The following is a 15,136-nucleotide window of genomic DNA, read 5'->3' as shown; positions in this document are numbered from 1 at the left end:
CCTCGAGCGAAGCGAGGTACGGCTGCTGATCGACTTGCCGAGCTCGTGGCCCGCCGCCAGAAGCTGAAGGCGAGCGGCGGCTATGCTCGATGGTGTGCCGGATTTTCAGGCGGTGGCGATTTGCACGCCGACGCATCTGCGCCACACCCGGGCGCGGCTCGCCTTGGAACATGGCAAGGCGGTGCTGTTGGAAAAGCCGCCTGGTGCCACGCTGAGCGAGGTCGAGGATCTCATAGCGCTGGCCGGTCGCGATGCACCCTTTCGATGGCGCTGGTCAGCAGGGTCACGGCGGGTGCCATGACGGTACCCACCGCCACCGTACCGGCACTCTCCGCGCGCAACGCATTCAGTTCGGCGCAGCTCGGAGAGCATGGTGCGGGCGTAGCGTACCAGGATCTCGCCGTACCAGTTGAGGAGCAGGCCCCGGGCATGGCGGTCGAAAAGCTTCACGCCCAATTGAGACTCGATATCCTCCAGCCACTTGGAGGCTGCCGGCTGGCTCATGCCCAGCGCCTCGGCGGCGCGGTGCAGGTTACGCTGCTCGTCCAGGGCTAGAAACAGCTGCAGATGGCGAAACTTTAGTCGCACGCGCAGAAACCAGCCATCATCCAGGATCCTCACGGCAGCACTCCTCTCGCTGTTCTGATAACAAAAAATATATCAAAAATGGCCAATTGTGACATTGGTTGATTATCTGGTGGCCTGGCTAGCTTGAACCTTGACGCACCGGTGCTGTGGTGCGCCACCCAAATACAACAACCCCCGGGCTCGGGGGCGACAGGAGAAAGCAGCATGTCACTCTCTTCCATCTTCATGGTCACGACTATTGCTCATCCAACTTCAAGAACAGACATGGCATCGACAATGTTTTCAAATCGAGATGGCCATGGTGCAGTCTCATGCCGTCAGCCGGGGGCTCGCTAGCGAGGTAAAAGGTTTGGAGTTGGTCCTGATTTTTTCTTATTACAGTAAAATGAAATGGAAAGTCATGATATGCAAAATAAAGTAATGAAGAGAAAGCTGGCACTAGGTGTAACCTCTGCCTTGCTAATTGGGTCGACTCTGACGATGGAGGCATGGGCCCAAGAGACCATCCGTATCATAAGCCACCGCCAGCCAGCTTTAGAATATTATACATCACAGATGAAGGGGGCCTTGGATGACGGGCGTGTGACCGTCGAGCTGATGCCGATTGACAAGGAGCTTGAGCTTGCCTCTATTACCATGTCATCAGGATCGGATGCAATCGATGTGCTCTACTTGAACGATGCGTCGCTGAAGCGCTTCGCGGCAAATGGTTGGCTAGAACCACTGGATGAGCTTTGGGAAAAATACAAGGAAGAATATAACCTCGGGGATTTTCCGCAATCCGTTGTGGATGCGGTAAGCTATGACGGTCATATCTATTCAATGCCGATCATGTCTAATGCAGAGCTCTTTTTCTATCGTTCCGATCTGCTGAAAGAGAACGGCATAGAACCACCATCCACTATGGAAGAGTACAAGCAGGCAGCTGCAGCTCTGGACAGCAACAGAATGGCCGGGACGATCATGTCTCTGAAGCCGGTTGACGCCGCCTTGAACGAAGCACACTGGTACATCAATGCCATCGGCGATGGCTGGTTCGATGAGAACTGGAAGCCCATATTTAATGACGAGGCAGGGGTTGCCGCTATTAAAAAAATGAAAGAGATGGCTGAGCATGCTCCCCGGGGCTTCACCTCTCATGCAAATGATGAGTCGACCATCAATCTTCAGCAAGGATTGGCTGCGATGGGCCTGCAATGGTTTACCCGAGCCGCAGCAATGGATGACCCGACTCAGTCGCGCTTCGTCGGTGAGTTCGAATGGGCGGCACCTCCTGGCGGTGGCGCGCGGATTGCCAATGACGGGTTCGCGATTTCCAAGTTTTCTTCAGCCGACAAGGAGGAAATGTTTCAGATGCTGGCAACCGCTGCCAGCCAGGAGAGTATGCGTAAGGGGGCAGAATATGCTATGCCGCCACGTCTTTCGGTGTTGGGAGATCCCGAACTCGCTGAGAAATATCGGTGGTATCCAGCCGCGCGCGAGGCGCTTGAAACAGGTCAGGCATTCCCGGCGATACCTGACTTTCTGGATGTAGGTGAGATCGTGACCCGGTACATCCTGCAGGCGGTGATCGGTGAAATGGAAGTACAAGCCGCACTAGACCAGGCTGCGGAGGAGACCGAAGAGCTCCTGGCCTCGCGTGGTTACTACGACTAACGACCGGCACGTCGGCACCAGCGGGCGGGAGAGGGCGGTGGTGCCGTTGTCTGTAATCTCCGATAGGACTGACATATGGTACGTTGGCAAAGGGGTTTGTGGTGGTTTCTCTTGCCCAGCTTCGGACTGTTGACCGTGGTCCTGCTTTGGCCATTGGGATATGCGATTTACCTCAGTTTCTTCGACTATTACCTAGGGTCGTCAGAGCGCACCTTCATCGGCCTCGGCAATTATATTGAGCTGTTCACTGAGGCGCGTCTTTGGCAATCATTCTGGACGACGATTATCATCGCGTTCGGGTCGGTAGGCCTCCAGTTTGTGGTGGGTTTTGCGTTGGCGCTCGGCATCTATAAGCTGAAGTTCAGCGCCCGCCTTTTCACCATGCTGCTGTTCCTGCCGCACATTGTAACGCCGGTGGTCGCTGCGCTGTTTATCAAGTGGATCCTGGTCTCGAACTTTGGGCTTCTGGACGCTACGCTACTGGGCCTCGATATTACTCCGCCGGACTGGCTGGGCGATCCGATATGGGCAAAAATCAGTGTCATACTCGCCGATGCCTGGATCTTCACGCCACTGATCATGATGGTTCTCTATGCTGCGCTACAAACGCTTGACCAGTCGCTGGTTGGCGCCGCACAGATCGATGGTGCAAACGCTTGGCAGATTCTTCGCCACATCATCATTCCGGCACTTATACCTGCGATCATATTCACGGTATCGGTCCGACTAATGGATGCATTCAGGTTCTTCGACACGATTTATGTGTTGACTGGTGGCGGCCCCGGCACTGCGACCGAAACCATCACCATGTATACTTACCAGCTGGGCTTCCGGATGTTGGATATTGGCAAGGCGTCTGCTTTGGGTGTCATTACCTTGGTCGTCGTCGCCATCATTCTTCTCACCATCAATAAAGTTCTAACTCGTATTTACAGGAGGGGGGACTGAATGTCGATGACTGTCACTACTGAAAAGGTGCTGAGCAAAAGAGGCCAAGAGGCCCGGAAGACTGCCCCTGGAAGCAGCGCGTTGCTCAACAGAGGCCAGATACTGCTATTTGCAGCGCTATGCATCTTTACGTTCTTCAACCTCATTCCCTTGCTCTGGGCCATCCTGACGTCACTGAAACATCCGGCGGACGCCTTTACCATACCGCCAACGCTAGTCTTCGAGCCGACGCTTGAGTATCACAAGCAAGTATGGCTCGACCATGATTTTATCCAGTACTTGTCCAATAGTCTTATTGTGTCGGCTGGAACAGTTCTTGTCTCCGTTCCGATTGGAAGTTTGGCGGCCTTTGCCCTGTCACGTATTCCTCGCCAGCGTTCTGGTCCAATTCTCAGTGCCCTGTTCACCGTACGGATGTTCCCACACATGCTGCTGGCCATACCGTTTTTCGTGATGGGGAGCTTCCTGAATCTTATCGACAGCTATGTGCTGTTGATCCTGGCGTTGATCGCAATAAATCAACCGTTCACTATTTGGCTGATGCATGGCTTCTTTTTGGATATTCCTCGCGATCTGGATGAAGCGGCCGCGCTTGATGGGTGTAACAGTTGGCAGTCCTTCCGTACCGTGATTCTACCTCTCGCACGACCCGGGATGACCGTTGCGGCCTTGTTTAGTCTGCTGCTCTCATACAATGAGTTTCTGTTTGCCCTTGTACTGACTGGAGTCGACACAAAAACCCTTCCGGTGGCAATCGCTTCCTTCGGTGGGGAGGATATCTCTAGCTTATCTCTGGCAGCCGCAGGCGCAATCGGCATCATGTTGCCGATTGTGATCATCATGCTGCTGCTACAGCGGCATCTCGTTCGTGGGCTCACAATGGGAGCGGTCAAGGGTTGAGTGCCATCATGGTAAGGCCGTGAATTAACGTTGCGATACCTCGATTGAGTGTGTAAAGCATCAGGTTATGCCAATGCAATCAAAGTCCGAGATAAGGAATAATACCTATGGCTTCAGTTGAAATAATGAATGCCGTGAAGGCTTACGCTGATCAACAGGTTCTACATAATGTCAACATCCATGTAGAAGATGGCGAGTTCGTTGTCTTGGTGGGCCCATCAGGCTGTGGGAAGTCGACCTTGCTTCGCATGATTGCCGGTCTCGAAGACATCACTGGCGGTGAAATATTGATAGATGGAAAGGTCGTGAACACTAAGCACCCGAAAGACCGAGACATTGCGATGGTCTTTCAGTCTTATGCCCTTTATCCTCATATGACGGTTGAGGAAAACATGGGTTTCTCTCTCAGGATGAAGAAAAAGGATAAAGCGGAACAGAAACGGAGAGTCGATGAGTCGGCACGTATACTTAACTTGACGAATCTTTTGGACCGTTATCCTCGACAGCTTTCTGGAGGACAGCGTCAACGGGTCGCCATGGGACGGGCGATTGTCCGCGATCCAAAGGTTTTTCTGTTCGATGAGCCTCTTTCTAACTTAGATGCCAAGCTGCGTGTACAAATGCGAGCCGAGATAAAGTCTTTGCATCAAAAGTTGAAAACGACGATCGTTTATGTGACGCATGATCAGATTGAGGCCATGACGATGGCCGATAAGATCGTGGTCATGCATGATGGTTATATTGAACAAATTGGTAGTCCCTTGGAACTCTATGACCATCCGGAGAATCTCTTTGTCGCAGGTTTCATGGGATCTCCCTCAATGAACTTTATCAAGGGGAGAGTGGATGGAGCTGATCCTCAATGTTTTCTGACGCAGTCTGGTGAGACGCTGCGGCTGCCATATCCTGTGGATATTGATTCCAGCCGTGAATTGGTTCTCGGGATCAGGCCCGAGCATTTTGAGGTTTCCGAGGAAGGGACTGAATTTAAAGTGGTAGTAATCGAGCCGACTGGTTCGGAAATTCAGGTGATCTTGAATTTGGGTGGCGAGAATGTCACAGCTGCTTTTCGTGACCGGCTGTCTCTTGGGCCAGGCGATAAAGTGCGTTTGGCAATGTCGAAAAATGGGTTGCATCTTTTTGATAGTGAATCAGGCAAAAGATTGAACCCCGATCTGTACATGCAAGAGGTTAGCCCCGTACATTAAGGATGTTTTTTTGACATATCGGGGTCAGCCGATGTTTGAGGAAGGGATCTGACATTACACATCCGTAACTCACGGATGGCAGGCTGCACGCCTTTGTCATTTTTCCAGGGAGTACTGAAGAGATGATTACTACTCGGCTGGTCGTCGATCGTGACCCCGATGAGGCGCGGCATTTCCTCGAGTACTGCAATCATCCCGGTGGGACTGCGTTTTCTGAGTTGCGTCGCCAGCATAGTGTCGAAGAGCCGCACGCTATCAAGTTCTGGTGCCTGGGCAATGAAATGGATGGTCCCTGGCAGATCTGCCAGAAGACTGCAGACGAATACGGGCGCATTGCCAAAGAGACCGCAAGGCTTATGCGCTCGGTCGATCCGAGTGTACAGCTCGCTGCCTGCGGATCATCTAAGCATGACATGCCCACCTATGGCGTATGCTCGATGTCACTTTTCGTTAAGTTCAGTGACTACTTATAAGAACCCAGAGTTCATTCCGAGTTGCTCGGCGGCACGATACAGGTTGTTCTTCTCGTCAAGGGCCTTGAACAGCTGGGAATGGCACAACTTTAGTCGCATGCGAAGAAACCAATCACTGGCCAGAACGCCGACAGCATCGGATCTTCCGATGGAGTGATATATAAAAAAATATCAAATATGACGAGTATAGGCATTGGTTGGTTATGGTCCTCTTGGATAATGTAGGTCATGCAACAAGCAACGGTGATTGTAGAACGCCAGGGCCTGCTCAATGTGCCGACCTTCTATCAGTAGCTGGTGCGTGGCGCCATCCTGCTGCTGGCTGTGATGTTCGACCGCTGGAAGCAGACCCGACGCCAGCGCGCCTGATTCGCTTTCCTTGCAGGAGATATGTGTATGACCGATCGCAAGCGTCCTTTGCGTTCCGCCCAGTGGTTCGGCAGTGCCGACAAGAACGGCTTCATGTACCGCAGCTGGATGAAGAACCAGGGCATTCCCGATCACGAATTCCAGGGCAAGCCGATCATCGGCATCTGCAACACCTGGTCGGAGCTGACACCCTGCAACGCCCACTTCCGCAAGCTCGCCGAGCACGTCAAGAAGGGGGTATTGGAAGCCGGCGGCTATCCGGTGGAGTTTCCGGTGTTCTCCAACGGCGAGTCCAACCTGCGCCCCACGGCGATGTTCACTCGCAACCTGGCGAGCATGGACGTCGAAGAGGCGATTCGCGGCAACCCCATGGATGCTGTGGTGTTGCTGGTGGGTTGCGACAAGACCACGCCGGCGCTGCTGATGGGGGCGGCGAGCTGTGACCTGCCGACCATCGTGGTCACCGGTGGGCCCATGCTCAATGGCAAGCACCAGGGTAGGGACATCGGTTCGGGCACCGTGGTCTGGCAGCTCTCCGAGGAGGTCAAGGCCGGCAAGATCTCGATACACGATTTCATGGCCGCCGAGGCGGGGATGTCGCGCTCGGCGGGCACCTGCAACACCATGGGCACGGCATCGACCATGGCCTGCATGGCCGAATCGCTGGGGACCTCGCTGCCGCACAACGCGGCGATTCCCGCCGTGGATTCACGCCGCTACGTGCTGGCGCACCTTTCCGGCATGCGTATCGTCGAAATGGTCGACGAGGATCTGGCACTGTCCAAGGTGCTGACCCGCCAGGCCTTCGAGAACGCCATCCGCACCAATGCCGCCATCGGCGGATCGACCAATGCGGTGATCCACCTCAAGGCCATCGCCGGACGCATCGGCGTCGACCTGGACCTAGACGACTGGACCCGGATCGGCCGCGGCACCCCGACCATCGTCGACCTGCAGCCCTCGGGGCGCTTCCTGATGGAGGAGTTCTATTACGCCGGCGGGCTGCCCGCGGTGCTCCGGCGTCTCGGCGAGGCCGATCGCCTGCCGCACAAGGACGCCCTGACGGTCAATGGCAAGACGCTGTGGGAGAACGTCGCCGATGCCCCGCTCTACAACGATGCGGTGATTCGCCCGCTGGATACCCCCCTGCGCGAGGATGGTGGCATGTGCGTGCTGCGAGGCAACCTGGCCCCCAACGGGGCGGTGCTCAAGCCCTCGGCGGCCAGCCCCGAGCTGATGCACCACCGCGGCCGCGCGGTGGTGTTCGAGAACTTCGACGACTACAAGGCGCGCATCAACGACCCCGACCTGGAAGTCGATGCCGACAGCATCCTGGTGATGAAGCACTGTGGGCCGCGCGGCTATCACGGCATGGCCGAGGTCGGCAACATGGGGCTGCCGGCCAAGCTGCTGGAACAGGGCATCACCGACATGGTGCGCATTTCCGACGCGCGGATGAGCGGCACTGCCTACGGTACCGTGGTATTGCACGTGGCACCCGAGGCCGCCGCCGGCGGGCCGCTGGCGGCGGTGCGCGATGGCGATTGGATCGAGCTCGATTGCGAGGCTGGGCGGTTGCACCTGGACATCAGCGATGGCGAGCTCGAGGCCCGCCTGGCAGAGAGCGACCCCACCGAGAAGTCGCGGCGCATCGCCAGTGATGGCGGCTATCGCCAGCTCTACATCGAGCATGTACTGCAAGCCGATGAGGGCTGCGATTTCGACTTCCTGGTCGGCAAGCGCGGCGCCGAGGTGCCGCGTCATTCACACTGAGGTTGAGCACCATGGTGGATGCATCGCAGATCGAATGCGTGTGGCGCGGCCGGTCGATGCTCGGCGAGGGCCCCCTATGGTGCCCGGGGCTTGGCGCCGCCGGGTGGGTGGTCTTCGTCGATATCCTCAGGGCACGCCTGCATGCCTATGACCTGGCCAGCGGTGACACGCATGGCTGGGCATTGGAGGAAGCTTGTTGCTGGCTGGCGCCCCGAGAGGATGGCGATGGCTTCATTGCCGGACTGCGTTCGCGACTGGTGCATTTGCGACTGAGCGAGAGCGGGCCGAATATCGTCGCCGAATGGGCAACTCCCGGCGACGAGCCGGCAGGCAACCGCTTCAACGATGCCAAGGTCGACCCCCAGGGCCGCTTGTGGTTCGGCTCCATGGACGATGATGCCGAGCGCCCCATTGGCTCGCTATATCGTCTGGATCGGCACGGTCCGGTACGCGTGGATACCGGTTATCGAGTCGCCAACGGCCCGGCCATCAGCCCCGATGGCGCTACCCTGTATCACAGCGATACGCCGCTGGGCGTCATCTACGCCTTCGACCTTTCGCCGGATGGTGAATTGTCCAACAAGCGCGAACATGTGCGCTTTAACGCGACCCAGGGGTTTCCCGATGGCATGACCTGCGATGTCGAAGGTGGGCTTTGGGTCGCGCACTGGGATGGTGGTCGTGTGAGCCGATTCCGGCCCGATGGCGGTTTGGACGAGACCTTGACGCTACCGGCCTCGCGGGTGACGTCCTGCACCTTCGCTGGGCCACGGTTGGATCAGTTGTTTATTACCAGCGCGGCTGTGGAGCGTGACGAAGAGGGGCTGGCCGGCGGGCTGTTTCGGGTGAAGCCGTGCGTGAGCGGCGTGATGCCGGCAGCCTATCGGAGGTCCACCGAGTATCACTGAGTCGTTGCCAACCCCAGGTCGCGGCCCAGGATGTTCTCCCCGGGCTCGATGCCCAGTGCCTGGGCAGTGCCCTCGAGTACCGCCTGGGCCGCCAGGAAAGCGTCGCGGGGCTGGCGTGCGCGAATGCATTCCATCACTTGGCGATGCCGCTCGAGGCTCTCTTCGGGGTTGGCAGTGCTGACATTGGACATCTCGATCAGCAGGTAGATGGAGGGGCGCAGGATATGCGAGAGCTGGGCCCAGACGATATTGTGGGTCGCCTTGTAGATGGCGATATGGAAAGCGACGTCATAATCGCTGTGCAGGCGACGATCTTCGGGACTGCTCGCCTTGTGCAGGTTCTGCCCCATGCCCTCGAAGGCCTCCTCGATGGCGACCAGGTCGCGCGCCTTGGCACGCCTGGCGGCGGTCATGGCGACATAGGGTTCGACATCCAGGCGGAAGGCGAGAATTTCGCGCTGGATCTTCGGGTTGGGGGAGGCGTAGCGAGTCATCCATTCGGTCACGGCGGGGTCGAGGATGTTCCACGCCTCGTAGTCCCGGACCTTGGAGCCGTGCCCCGAGATGCGTTCGATGATACCGACATCGACCAGTTGCCGCAGGTCGCTGCGCACCGCGGAGCGGTTGATGGCGAACTGCTCGCAGAGGTCGATTTCCTTGGGCACGAAGTCCCCGGGCTGATAGCGACCGGAGAAGATGGCCTCGGCCAGAAAGTCGGCGACACTGGGACGTTGGGACGCTTTGAGCGATCTTGCCTTCACGGGCGGATTCCCGAGGAAATTTCGTTGTACGGTGTCATATGTTGAACATTTTGACAATCCGACCAACGTCCGGCGACCGCCCCGCGACCGGGGCGATCGCCGTGACAGCAGGGGCGCTCAGCCGTGACGCTGTCGTGCGCCCAGCTGCTCCATGAAGCGGGTGCCCGCCTCGAGTTGCTCGAGCTCGAGGTATTCATCCGGTTGGTGGGCCTGGCCGATGCTGCCGGGGCCGCAGATCACCGTGGGCAGCCCTTCGCGCTGGAACTGGCCGGCCTCGGTGGCGTAGGCCACCGCGCCGGCGGGCCGCTCGCCGAGCAGCTCGCAGCAGAGCGCCAGCACCTCGGCATTGTTGTCGTCGGCCAGCGCCGGCACGGTACGGGTCAGCGGTTCGGTGACGATGCTCGCCTCCGGGGCGCGTTCGCGCATCCGTGCCTCGAGCTCCCGGGCATAGGCATCGACCCGCCCGAGCAGGTCCTCGAAGCGATCCTGGGGCAGGTGGCGGATCTCCCAGTCGAAGCGGCACTCCCGGGCCATGATGTTGATCGCCGTGCCACCACTGATCCTGCCCACGTGCAGGCTGGAGTGGACCACGTTGAAGGCTTCATCGACGCGGCCCTCGGCCCTGAGCTCGGCCATCACGTCCTCGATCCTCGTCACCAGCCGTGCAGCGACATGGATCGCCGAGACCCCCTGGTTGACCTGGCTGGAGTGGGAAGCACGGCCGGTGACGGTGGTGCGCAGATTGGTGCTGCCCTTGTGGGCCACCACCGGCTGCATCATCGTCGGCTCGCCGACGATCACCGCCGCCGGGCGAGGGTGATCGGCCAGCAGGCGCTCGATCATGCGCGGGGCGCCGAGGCAGCCGACCTCCTCATCGTAGGAGAGGGCCAGGTAGATCGGCTTTTCCAGCTCCATTCTCGCCCAGCTCGGTACCTGGGCCAGGGCGCAGGCGATGAAGCCCTTCATGTCGCAGCTGCCGCGCCCGTAGAGGCGGCCGTCGTCCTTGTCGACCAGCATGAAGGGGTCCGTCGACCAGGGCTGGCCGTCCACCGGGACCACGTCGGTATGGCCGGAGAGCACCACGCCGCCTGCCACCGCCGGGCCGATGCGGGCCAGCAGGTTGGCCTTGCTGCCATCATCGTTCTCGATGCGCCAGTGCTCGACACCGTATTCGTCGAGAAAGGCTTCCACGAAGTGGATCAGCTCCAGGTTGGAGTCGCGGGAGACGGTGGGGAAGCCCACCAGTCGCTCGAGCAACTGCTTGGCGGTCATCATGAGAGGGTCCTGAGTGAATCGGTCCGCTGTCAGCCTAACACGAGCGGCCGACGGTCTGGCCATCGCCCATGCCACCCACAACCGCTTCTTCGCCGACACCCTGGTCTCGCTCGAGGTCCCCATCACCTATGGACAGCGCCTGGCCCGCGGGCTGGGCATCGGCTTCGAGGACAAGCGCGAGCTGATGGCGGTGTGCGACCGACATCTGGGCTGAGCGACGGCCGCGCTTGAGGGCGGCCCCGTCCTGATCCACGCTATGAAGGGTTACCCTCTGCAGACTGTCCCTCTCGTCGAGGGAGGAGAGTCCCATGAGCTATGTCGATGGCTTCGTCCTGCCGGTGCCGCTCGAGCGGCTGGATGACTACCTGCGCCTGGCGCGCCATGCCGGCGAGATCTGGAAGGAGTACGGGGCCCTGGAGTACGTCGAGTGCGTGGCCGATGACGTCAAGCCGGGCGAGCACACCTCCTTTCCCCGGAGCGTCAAGCTGGAGCCGGGCGAGACGGTGATCTTCGCCTGGGTGCGCTACGCCTCCTGCGAGGATCGCAATCGCATCCTCGAACAGGTGATGAACGACCCCCGTCTGGCCGACATGCTGGACCACGCCAAGCTGCCCTTCGACGGCAAGCGGCTGTTCTGGGGCGGGTTCATGGAGCGTATCCGGCTGTAGCAGGCTGTCGGACTTAACGCTGATCTGCTACGAGCAGTGGGTGCTCGCCTCCCTGAACGACGCCCTCAGGGAGGCGAGCTGAGATGTCCACGCCATCGACATATCGTCACGACATGTTCAAGAATCGCGATTTTTTCGACACGTCCTTGAGACATGTCGATGCCAACGACATGTCGTCGCCACATGTTTAAAGATCGCCATTTTTTCGACACGTCCTCTGGATATGTCGACGCCATCGACATAAGCTGGTGACGTGTCGATTTTTGAGGAAAAAATGAACATGAGCTGGCGCCCCGACCAACCTCACAATGGCTTGCCGCCGCTGCCCCCGGCTGCGGAGCTCGAGACGCCGGCGGTGCTGAAGGCCTGTATTCCGGCTCGTGCGGCCCTGGCGGAGCTGAAGCAGGCGGGGGAGTTGCTGCCCAACCAAGGGCTACTCATCAACCTGTTGCCCCTGCTGGAAGCCCGTGACAGTTCCGAGATCGAGAACATCGTCACCACCACCGACCGGCTCTTCCAGTTCGCCCAGGAGGATACCTACGCCGATCCGGCCACCAAGGAGGCGCTGCGCTATCGCACCGCACTGAACCGTGGCTATCGCGAATTGGCCAGGCGGCCGTTGTGCACCAACACGGCGGTGGAGATCTGCAGCACCATCAAGGGAGTCGACATGGAGATTCGCCGGGTGCCGGGCACCACCCTGGCCAACCAGGCCAGCGGTGAGGTGATCTATACCCCGCCGATGGGAGAGGACACCCTGAGAGAGCTGCTGGGCAACTGGGAGCGCTACCTGCATGCAGAAGATGGCATCGATCCCCTGATCAAGATGGCCGTGGCCCATTACCAGTTCGAGGCGATCCATCCCTTCACTGACGGCAACGGGCGCACGGGCAGGGTGCTGAACATCCTCTACCTGATCGAGCAACAGCTGCTGTCGCTGCCGATCCTCTACCTCAGTCGGTACATCGTGCTCCACAAGCCCGACTACTACCGCCTGCTGCTGGCGGTGACGCATGAAGGGCAGTGGCAGGAATGGCTGCTGTACATGCTGAAGGCCGTGGAATACACGGCCCGCTGGACCACCGACAAGATCGCGGCGACTCGCGCCTTGATCGAGGAGACCACGGGCTACATCCAGCAGGCGCTGCCCCGGGTCTACAGTCATGAGCTGGTGCAGGTGATCTTCGAGCAGCCCTACTGCCGCATCAATAACCTGGTGGAGCGCGACATTGCCAGGCGCCAGACGGCCTCGAGCTATCTGCAGCAGTTATGCGAGATCGGCGTGCTCAAGGAGATCCGTGCCGGGCGTGAGAAGCTCTTCGTGCACCCCAAGTTGGTCAGGCTGATGACCGAGGACAGCAACGAGATCGTCCCGTACCTAAAATAGTGCCGCCGCTTATTTTACTTTCGGCGCCAAATTGAAATAAGGCCGGCGTGGCCGGCCACCGACAGGACCCCCTATGACCCAGAACGACATCGTCCAGAAGCTGTGGAACCTCTGCGACGTGCTGCGCGACGACGGCATCAACTACTCGGACTACGTCACCGAGCTAGTGCTGCTGCTGTTCATCAAGATGGAGTACGAGAACACCCAGGCCGGGCTGCTCAACACCCACGCCCTGCCGGAAGGATACCGCTGGCCGGATCTGACGCGCCGTTCGGGCCTCACCCTGCTCAACTACTACCTACCGCCAGATGCTGGTGGACCTTTCCCAGAGCGAGGACCGGCTGATCGCCGCCATCTACACCGATGCCCAGACCCGATTGCGCGAGCCGCACCACCTGGAGCAGCTGATCAGCGATCTGGACCGGATCGACTGGTTCAGCGCCCAGAAGGACGGCCTCGGCGACCTCTACGAGGGCCTGCTGGAGAAGAACGCCAACGAGACCAAGTCCGGCGCCGGCCAGTATTTGGGAAATCGGGGACGTACCTCCATTTCCCCACCAAGTGGTGATCGGCAGGTTTTGGCTGGAGGTAATAGTTGGAGATCTGAGCAGGTCAATTCAAGAGGTGGGGGACTCTGTATTGCAGGAAGAGTTGGATTGCCTGTGCGATGTGTTGGAAAGTGCCATGAGATCTACGAGATCAGCCATTAGAGGCTGATATGATGAGCCAGAAAGGAAATCAGGGGGGCATTACAACGCCCCGCTATCCTTGCTCGACTGAGCTTGGTTGTCAGGCGCCACACCAGGAGACGACATGTGTCATCCAAATCAGTTTCAAGTCAACGAAGCGTGGGTCGCGTTCAAGCTGAATGATCGGCCAATCCACACGGAGCAAGATGGTGACTTTGATTTCTTTGCGCTCATGGATGCCGCCAGCTGTTTCATCCTTAGTTCCGCATCGGTATCGGCAAGGAGTGCAGGGCCAAGCAAGCTGGAATCGCGTCGTCTGTTGAAGCAAGGTAAAGCGCATAAGAAGCGGTGGCCCAAGACGCTCTTTGTGCCGAGCGAACAGCCAGCAACGTTCATGGCCGCCGAAGCGGAGAGGCAGGGCATTGCTGTTGTTCGTATCTCCGAGGACCAGCTGCTTCCCTTCATCGGGGAAGCGAAGCAGGGGTTCAGGGAGCGCTTTGGTTGAGAAGAAATTGGTGAAGAAGAAGCTCACGCCGGCTCAAAAGAGGGCCAGAAAGGCCGCGAAGGCAGAGCGGAAAAAGAAATACGAGTGGGTCTTCATGAATGGCAAGCAAGTCAGGATAAAGCGGTCGCCAACCGTGGATGGTATGCCTGTAGATCAGTTCATAGAGGAGAATGCTGATCCGGTCTGGCTCCATCAGAATGAGCTGTGGGAGCTGATGCCAGTGGAAGGCTCTATTTTCGACCTTGACTCACCTCTTGAATCAGATGAAATGGAAGATGAGGGCGGGGTTCCATTTTGACTTCAGTCGCAGGTGTTCAGTTAAGCATTGAGCCGATGAAAAGAAAGGGCATCAAAAAAAGATATTCACTTTCTCTTCCCCGGCATCTTCTGCGTTATATACCAGAGATCATGAAATCGACAGCAGCGATGATCTTCTCTCGGTAGTGGTGGAGGTCACAGACCATGACTCCAAGGCGTTGCCTGTCGATGCAGGCAAGCTCCTGTGTCATGGCGATGAAACATTCGCCATTGATGTCAAGGCTTGGGTTCAGCTGAGTGATTTGCATCCCTCCTGCCAGGCTGGGAGAGCAAAGGGGAACAACAACGGTGGTGCGGAGCTCGCTCAGCAAGTCACTCTGGATGTCGAGCAGGTAGGGGTACTGCTTGCGTGATGCCGGGTTCTTGTTCTTATACACGCAGAACTGGGCCATCAGAACTTCCTGGCGCCATCGCTGAACGTTCCGTTTTCCTCAACGAATCGGTTGTACGCCTGGATGGGGCCGGCATTCTCCCGTTGCCACTTGGCGCGCTGCTCGGCACGGACCTGCTCTGCGAGGGCTCTTTCCAGGGCTGCGGAGAGGTTGATGCCCAGGCTCCGGGATTTTTCAAGCAAGTCACTGTTGATGCTGACGTTTGTCGGCTTCTTGGGGGCTCGGGTGTCGTAGATCTGTTGCATGGTTACTGCCTCGCCAAGGTTATGTGCACAGCCTATGCGCATCGGCAATGGCGAGCAAGGGGTGTGCCATCGC

18 protein-coding genes and 3 pseudogenes are annotated in these 15,136 nt (G+C 58.4%); 16 read left to right on the top strand and 5 right to left on the bottom strand.

The window, feature by feature from the left end; genetic code table 11:
- Positions 1 to 82: 82 nt before the first annotated feature.
- Positions 83 to 301 (top strand): Gfo/Idh/MocA family oxidoreductase, encoded by a 219-nt coding sequence (locus MKP05_RS12835; protein ID WP_338072355.1) that lies wholly within the window; start codon positions 83 to 85, stop codon positions 299 to 301.
- A gap of 155 nt (positions 302 to 456) precedes the next feature.
- Here MKP05_RS12835 and MKP05_RS21885 read toward each other — a convergent pair.
- A pseudogene (locus MKP05_RS21885) lies at positions 457 to 588 on the bottom strand (LysR family transcriptional regulator); the annotation flags it as partial.
- Positions 589 to 993: 405 nt separating this feature from the next.
- On the opposite strand from MKP05_RS21885, the gene MKP05_RS12825 reads away from it, so the two are divergent.
- From MKP05_RS12825 to MKP05_RS12790, 8 genes and pseudogenes are all read left to right on the top strand, one after another.
- A complete protein-coding gene (locus MKP05_RS12825) occupies positions 994 to 2,244 on the top strand; it encodes an extracellular solute-binding protein (protein ID WP_240568621.1) in 1,251 nt (416 codons plus the stop codon).
- A 75-nt stretch (positions 2,245 to 2,319) separates the two neighbouring features.
- Positions 2,320 to 3,192, top strand: a complete 873-nt coding sequence (locus tag MKP05_RS12820; protein WP_240568620.1) for a carbohydrate ABC transporter permease — start codon at positions 2,320 to 2,322, stop codon at positions 3,190 to 3,192.
- Positions 3,193 to 4,092 (top strand): carbohydrate ABC transporter permease, encoded by a 900-nt coding sequence (locus tag MKP05_RS12815; RefSeq protein WP_240568619.1) that lies wholly within the window; start codon positions 3,193 to 3,195, stop codon positions 4,090 to 4,092.
- A 107-nt stretch (positions 4,093 to 4,199) separates the two neighbouring features.
- Positions 4,200 to 5,300, top strand: a complete 1,101-nt coding sequence (locus MKP05_RS12810; RefSeq protein ID WP_240568618.1) for an ABC transporter ATP-binding protein — start codon at positions 4,200 to 4,202, stop codon at positions 5,298 to 5,300.
- A 122-nt stretch (positions 5,301 to 5,422) separates the two neighbouring features.
- A complete protein-coding gene (locus MKP05_RS12805) occupies positions 5,423 to 5,773 on the top strand; it encodes an alpha-L-arabinofuranosidase family protein (RefSeq protein WP_276316611.1) in 351 nt (116 codons plus the stop codon).
- A 261-nt stretch (positions 5,774 to 6,034) separates the two neighbouring features.
- Positions 6,035 to 6,142 (top strand): annotated as a pseudogene (gene araH, locus MKP05_RS12800) (L-arabinose ABC transporter permease AraH); the annotation flags it as partial.
- Positions 6,143 to 6,169: 27 nt separating this feature from the next.
- The gene (locus MKP05_RS12795) at positions 6,170 to 7,915 is read left to right on the top strand and encodes an IlvD/Edd family dehydratase (RefSeq protein WP_240568617.1); all 1,746 of its coding nucleotides are present in this window, start codon (positions 6,170 to 6,172) and stop codon (positions 7,913 to 7,915) included.
- Positions 7,916 to 7,926: 11 nt separating this feature from the next.
- Entirely contained in the window at positions 7,927 to 8,823 is an 897-nt protein-coding gene (locus MKP05_RS12790) for an SMP-30/gluconolactonase/LRE family protein (RefSeq protein WP_240568616.1), read from the top strand.
- On the opposite strand, the gene MKP05_RS12785 is transcribed toward MKP05_RS12790, so the two are convergent.
- Both MKP05_RS12785 and argE read right to left on the bottom strand, forming a co-directional pair.
- Positions 8,817 to 9,584, bottom strand: coding sequence for a FadR/GntR family transcriptional regulator (locus MKP05_RS12785; RefSeq protein ID WP_240568615.1), 768 nt, complete (start codon positions 9,582 to 9,584; stop codon positions 8,817 to 8,819). The two genes, MKP05_RS12790 and MKP05_RS12785, sit on opposite strands and share 7 nt — an antisense overlap.
- A gap of 117 nt (positions 9,585 to 9,701) precedes the next feature.
- Positions 9,702 to 10,856, bottom strand: coding sequence for an acetylornithine deacetylase (gene argE / locus MKP05_RS12780; protein ID WP_240568652.1), 1,155 nt, complete (start codon positions 10,854 to 10,856; stop codon positions 9,702 to 9,704).
- 16 nt (positions 10,857 to 10,872) lie between these two features.
- On the opposite strand from argE, the gene MKP05_RS12775 reads away from it, so the two are divergent.
- From MKP05_RS12775 to MKP05_RS12750, 7 genes and pseudogenes are all read left to right on the top strand, one after another.
- The gene (locus MKP05_RS12775) at positions 10,873 to 11,073 is read left to right on the top strand and encodes a hypothetical protein (protein ID WP_240568614.1); all 201 of its coding nucleotides are present in this window, start codon (positions 10,873 to 10,875) and stop codon (positions 11,071 to 11,073) included.
- A 94-nt stretch (positions 11,074 to 11,167) separates the two neighbouring features.
- Positions 11,168 to 11,527 carry a DUF1428 domain-containing protein gene (locus MKP05_RS12770; protein ID WP_110283421.1) on the top strand — a complete coding sequence of 120 codons (360 nt, stop codon included), beginning with the start codon at positions 11,168 to 11,170 and terminating at the stop codon, positions 11,525 to 11,527.
- A gap of 280 nt (positions 11,528 to 11,807) precedes the next feature.
- Positions 11,808 to 12,914, top strand: coding sequence for a protein adenylyltransferase Fic (gene fic / locus MKP05_RS12765; protein WP_240568613.1), 1,107 nt, complete (start codon positions 11,808 to 11,810; stop codon positions 12,912 to 12,914).
- A 73-nt stretch (positions 12,915 to 12,987) separates the two neighbouring features.
- Positions 12,988 to 13,065, top strand: a pseudogene (locus MKP05_RS21880) (hypothetical protein); the annotation flags it as partial.
- A gap of 163 nt (positions 13,066 to 13,228) precedes the next feature.
- A complete protein-coding gene (locus MKP05_RS12760) occupies positions 13,229 to 13,624 on the top strand; it encodes a hypothetical protein (RefSeq protein ID WP_240568612.1) in 396 nt (131 codons plus the stop codon).
- Between the two features lie 103 nt (positions 13,625 to 13,727).
- The gene (locus MKP05_RS12755) at positions 13,728 to 14,108 is read left to right on the top strand and encodes a hypothetical protein (protein ID WP_240568611.1); all 381 of its coding nucleotides are present in this window, start codon (positions 13,728 to 13,730) and stop codon (positions 14,106 to 14,108) included.
- A 10-nt stretch (positions 14,109 to 14,118) separates the two neighbouring features.
- Positions 14,119 to 14,406, top strand: a complete 288-nt coding sequence (locus MKP05_RS12750) for a hypothetical protein (RefSeq protein ID WP_240568610.1) — start codon at positions 14,119 to 14,121, stop codon at positions 14,404 to 14,406.
- A 94-nt stretch (positions 14,407 to 14,500) separates the two neighbouring features.
- Here MKP05_RS12750 and MKP05_RS12745 read toward each other — a convergent pair whose 3' ends face one another.
- On the bottom strand, positions 14,501 to 14,818 hold the full coding sequence (locus MKP05_RS12745) for a CcdB family protein (protein ID WP_240568609.1): 318 nt from the start codon (positions 14,816 to 14,818) through the stop codon (positions 14,501 to 14,503).
- Entirely contained in the window at positions 14,818 to 15,063 is a 246-nt protein-coding gene (locus MKP05_RS12740) for a type II toxin-antitoxin system CcdA family antitoxin (protein ID WP_240568608.1), read from the bottom strand. Before MKP05_RS12740 ends, MKP05_RS12745 begins: the two co-directional genes overlap by 1 nt.
- Positions 15,064 to 15,136 lie beyond the last annotated feature (73 nt).

Source organism: Halomonas flagellata (assembly GCF_022487945.1).
Lineage (GTDB): Bacteria > Pseudomonadota > Gammaproteobacteria > Pseudomonadales > Halomonadaceae > Halomonas > Halomonas flagellata.
This window is presented reverse-complemented; position numbering and strand designations above follow the sequence as displayed.

Coding starts and splice junctions, on each gene's coding strand:
- argE (WP_240568652.1), bottom strand. CDS start 10,856: ATGACCGCCAAGCAGTTGCTCGAGCGACTGGTGGGCTTCCCCACCGTC.
- fic (WP_240568613.1), top strand. CDS start 11,808: ATGAGCTGGCGCCCCGACCAACCTCACAATGGCTTGCCGCCGCTGCCC.
- MKP05_RS12755 (WP_240568611.1), top strand. CDS start 13,728: ATGTGTCATCCAAATCAGTTTCAAGTCAACGAAGCGTGGGTCGCGTTC.
- MKP05_RS12740 (WP_240568608.1), bottom strand. CDS start 15,063: ATGCAACAGATCTACGACACCCGAGCCCCCAAGAAGCCGACAAACGTC.
- MKP05_RS12820 (WP_240568620.1), top strand. CDS start 2,320: ATGGTACGTTGGCAAAGGGGTTTGTGGTGGTTTCTCTTGCCCAGCTTC.
- MKP05_RS12795 (WP_240568617.1), top strand. CDS start 6,170: ATGACCGATCGCAAGCGTCCTTTGCGTTCCGCCCAGTGGTTCGGCAGT.
- MKP05_RS12815 (WP_240568619.1), top strand. CDS start 3,193: ATGTCGATGACTGTCACTACTGAAAAGGTGCTGAGCAAAAGAGGCCAA.
- MKP05_RS12770 (WP_110283421.1), top strand. CDS start 11,168: ATGAGCTATGTCGATGGCTTCGTCCTGCCGGTGCCGCTCGAGCGGCTG.
- MKP05_RS12835 (WP_338072355.1), top strand. CDS start 83: ATGCTCGATGGTGTGCCGGATTTTCAGGCGGTGGCGATTTGCACGCCG.
- MKP05_RS12810 (WP_240568618.1), top strand. CDS start 4,200: ATGGCTTCAGTTGAAATAATGAATGCCGTGAAGGCTTACGCTGATCAA.
- MKP05_RS12805 (WP_276316611.1), top strand. CDS start 5,423: ATGATTACTACTCGGCTGGTCGTCGATCGTGACCCCGATGAGGCGCGG.
- MKP05_RS12745 (WP_240568609.1), bottom strand. CDS start 14,818: ATGGCCCAGTTCTGCGTGTATAAGAACAAGAACCCGGCATCACGCAAG.
- MKP05_RS12825 (WP_240568621.1), top strand. CDS start 994: ATGCAAAATAAAGTAATGAAGAGAAAGCTGGCACTAGGTGTAACCTCT.
- MKP05_RS12790 (WP_240568616.1), top strand. CDS start 7,927: ATGGTGGATGCATCGCAGATCGAATGCGTGTGGCGCGGCCGGTCGATG.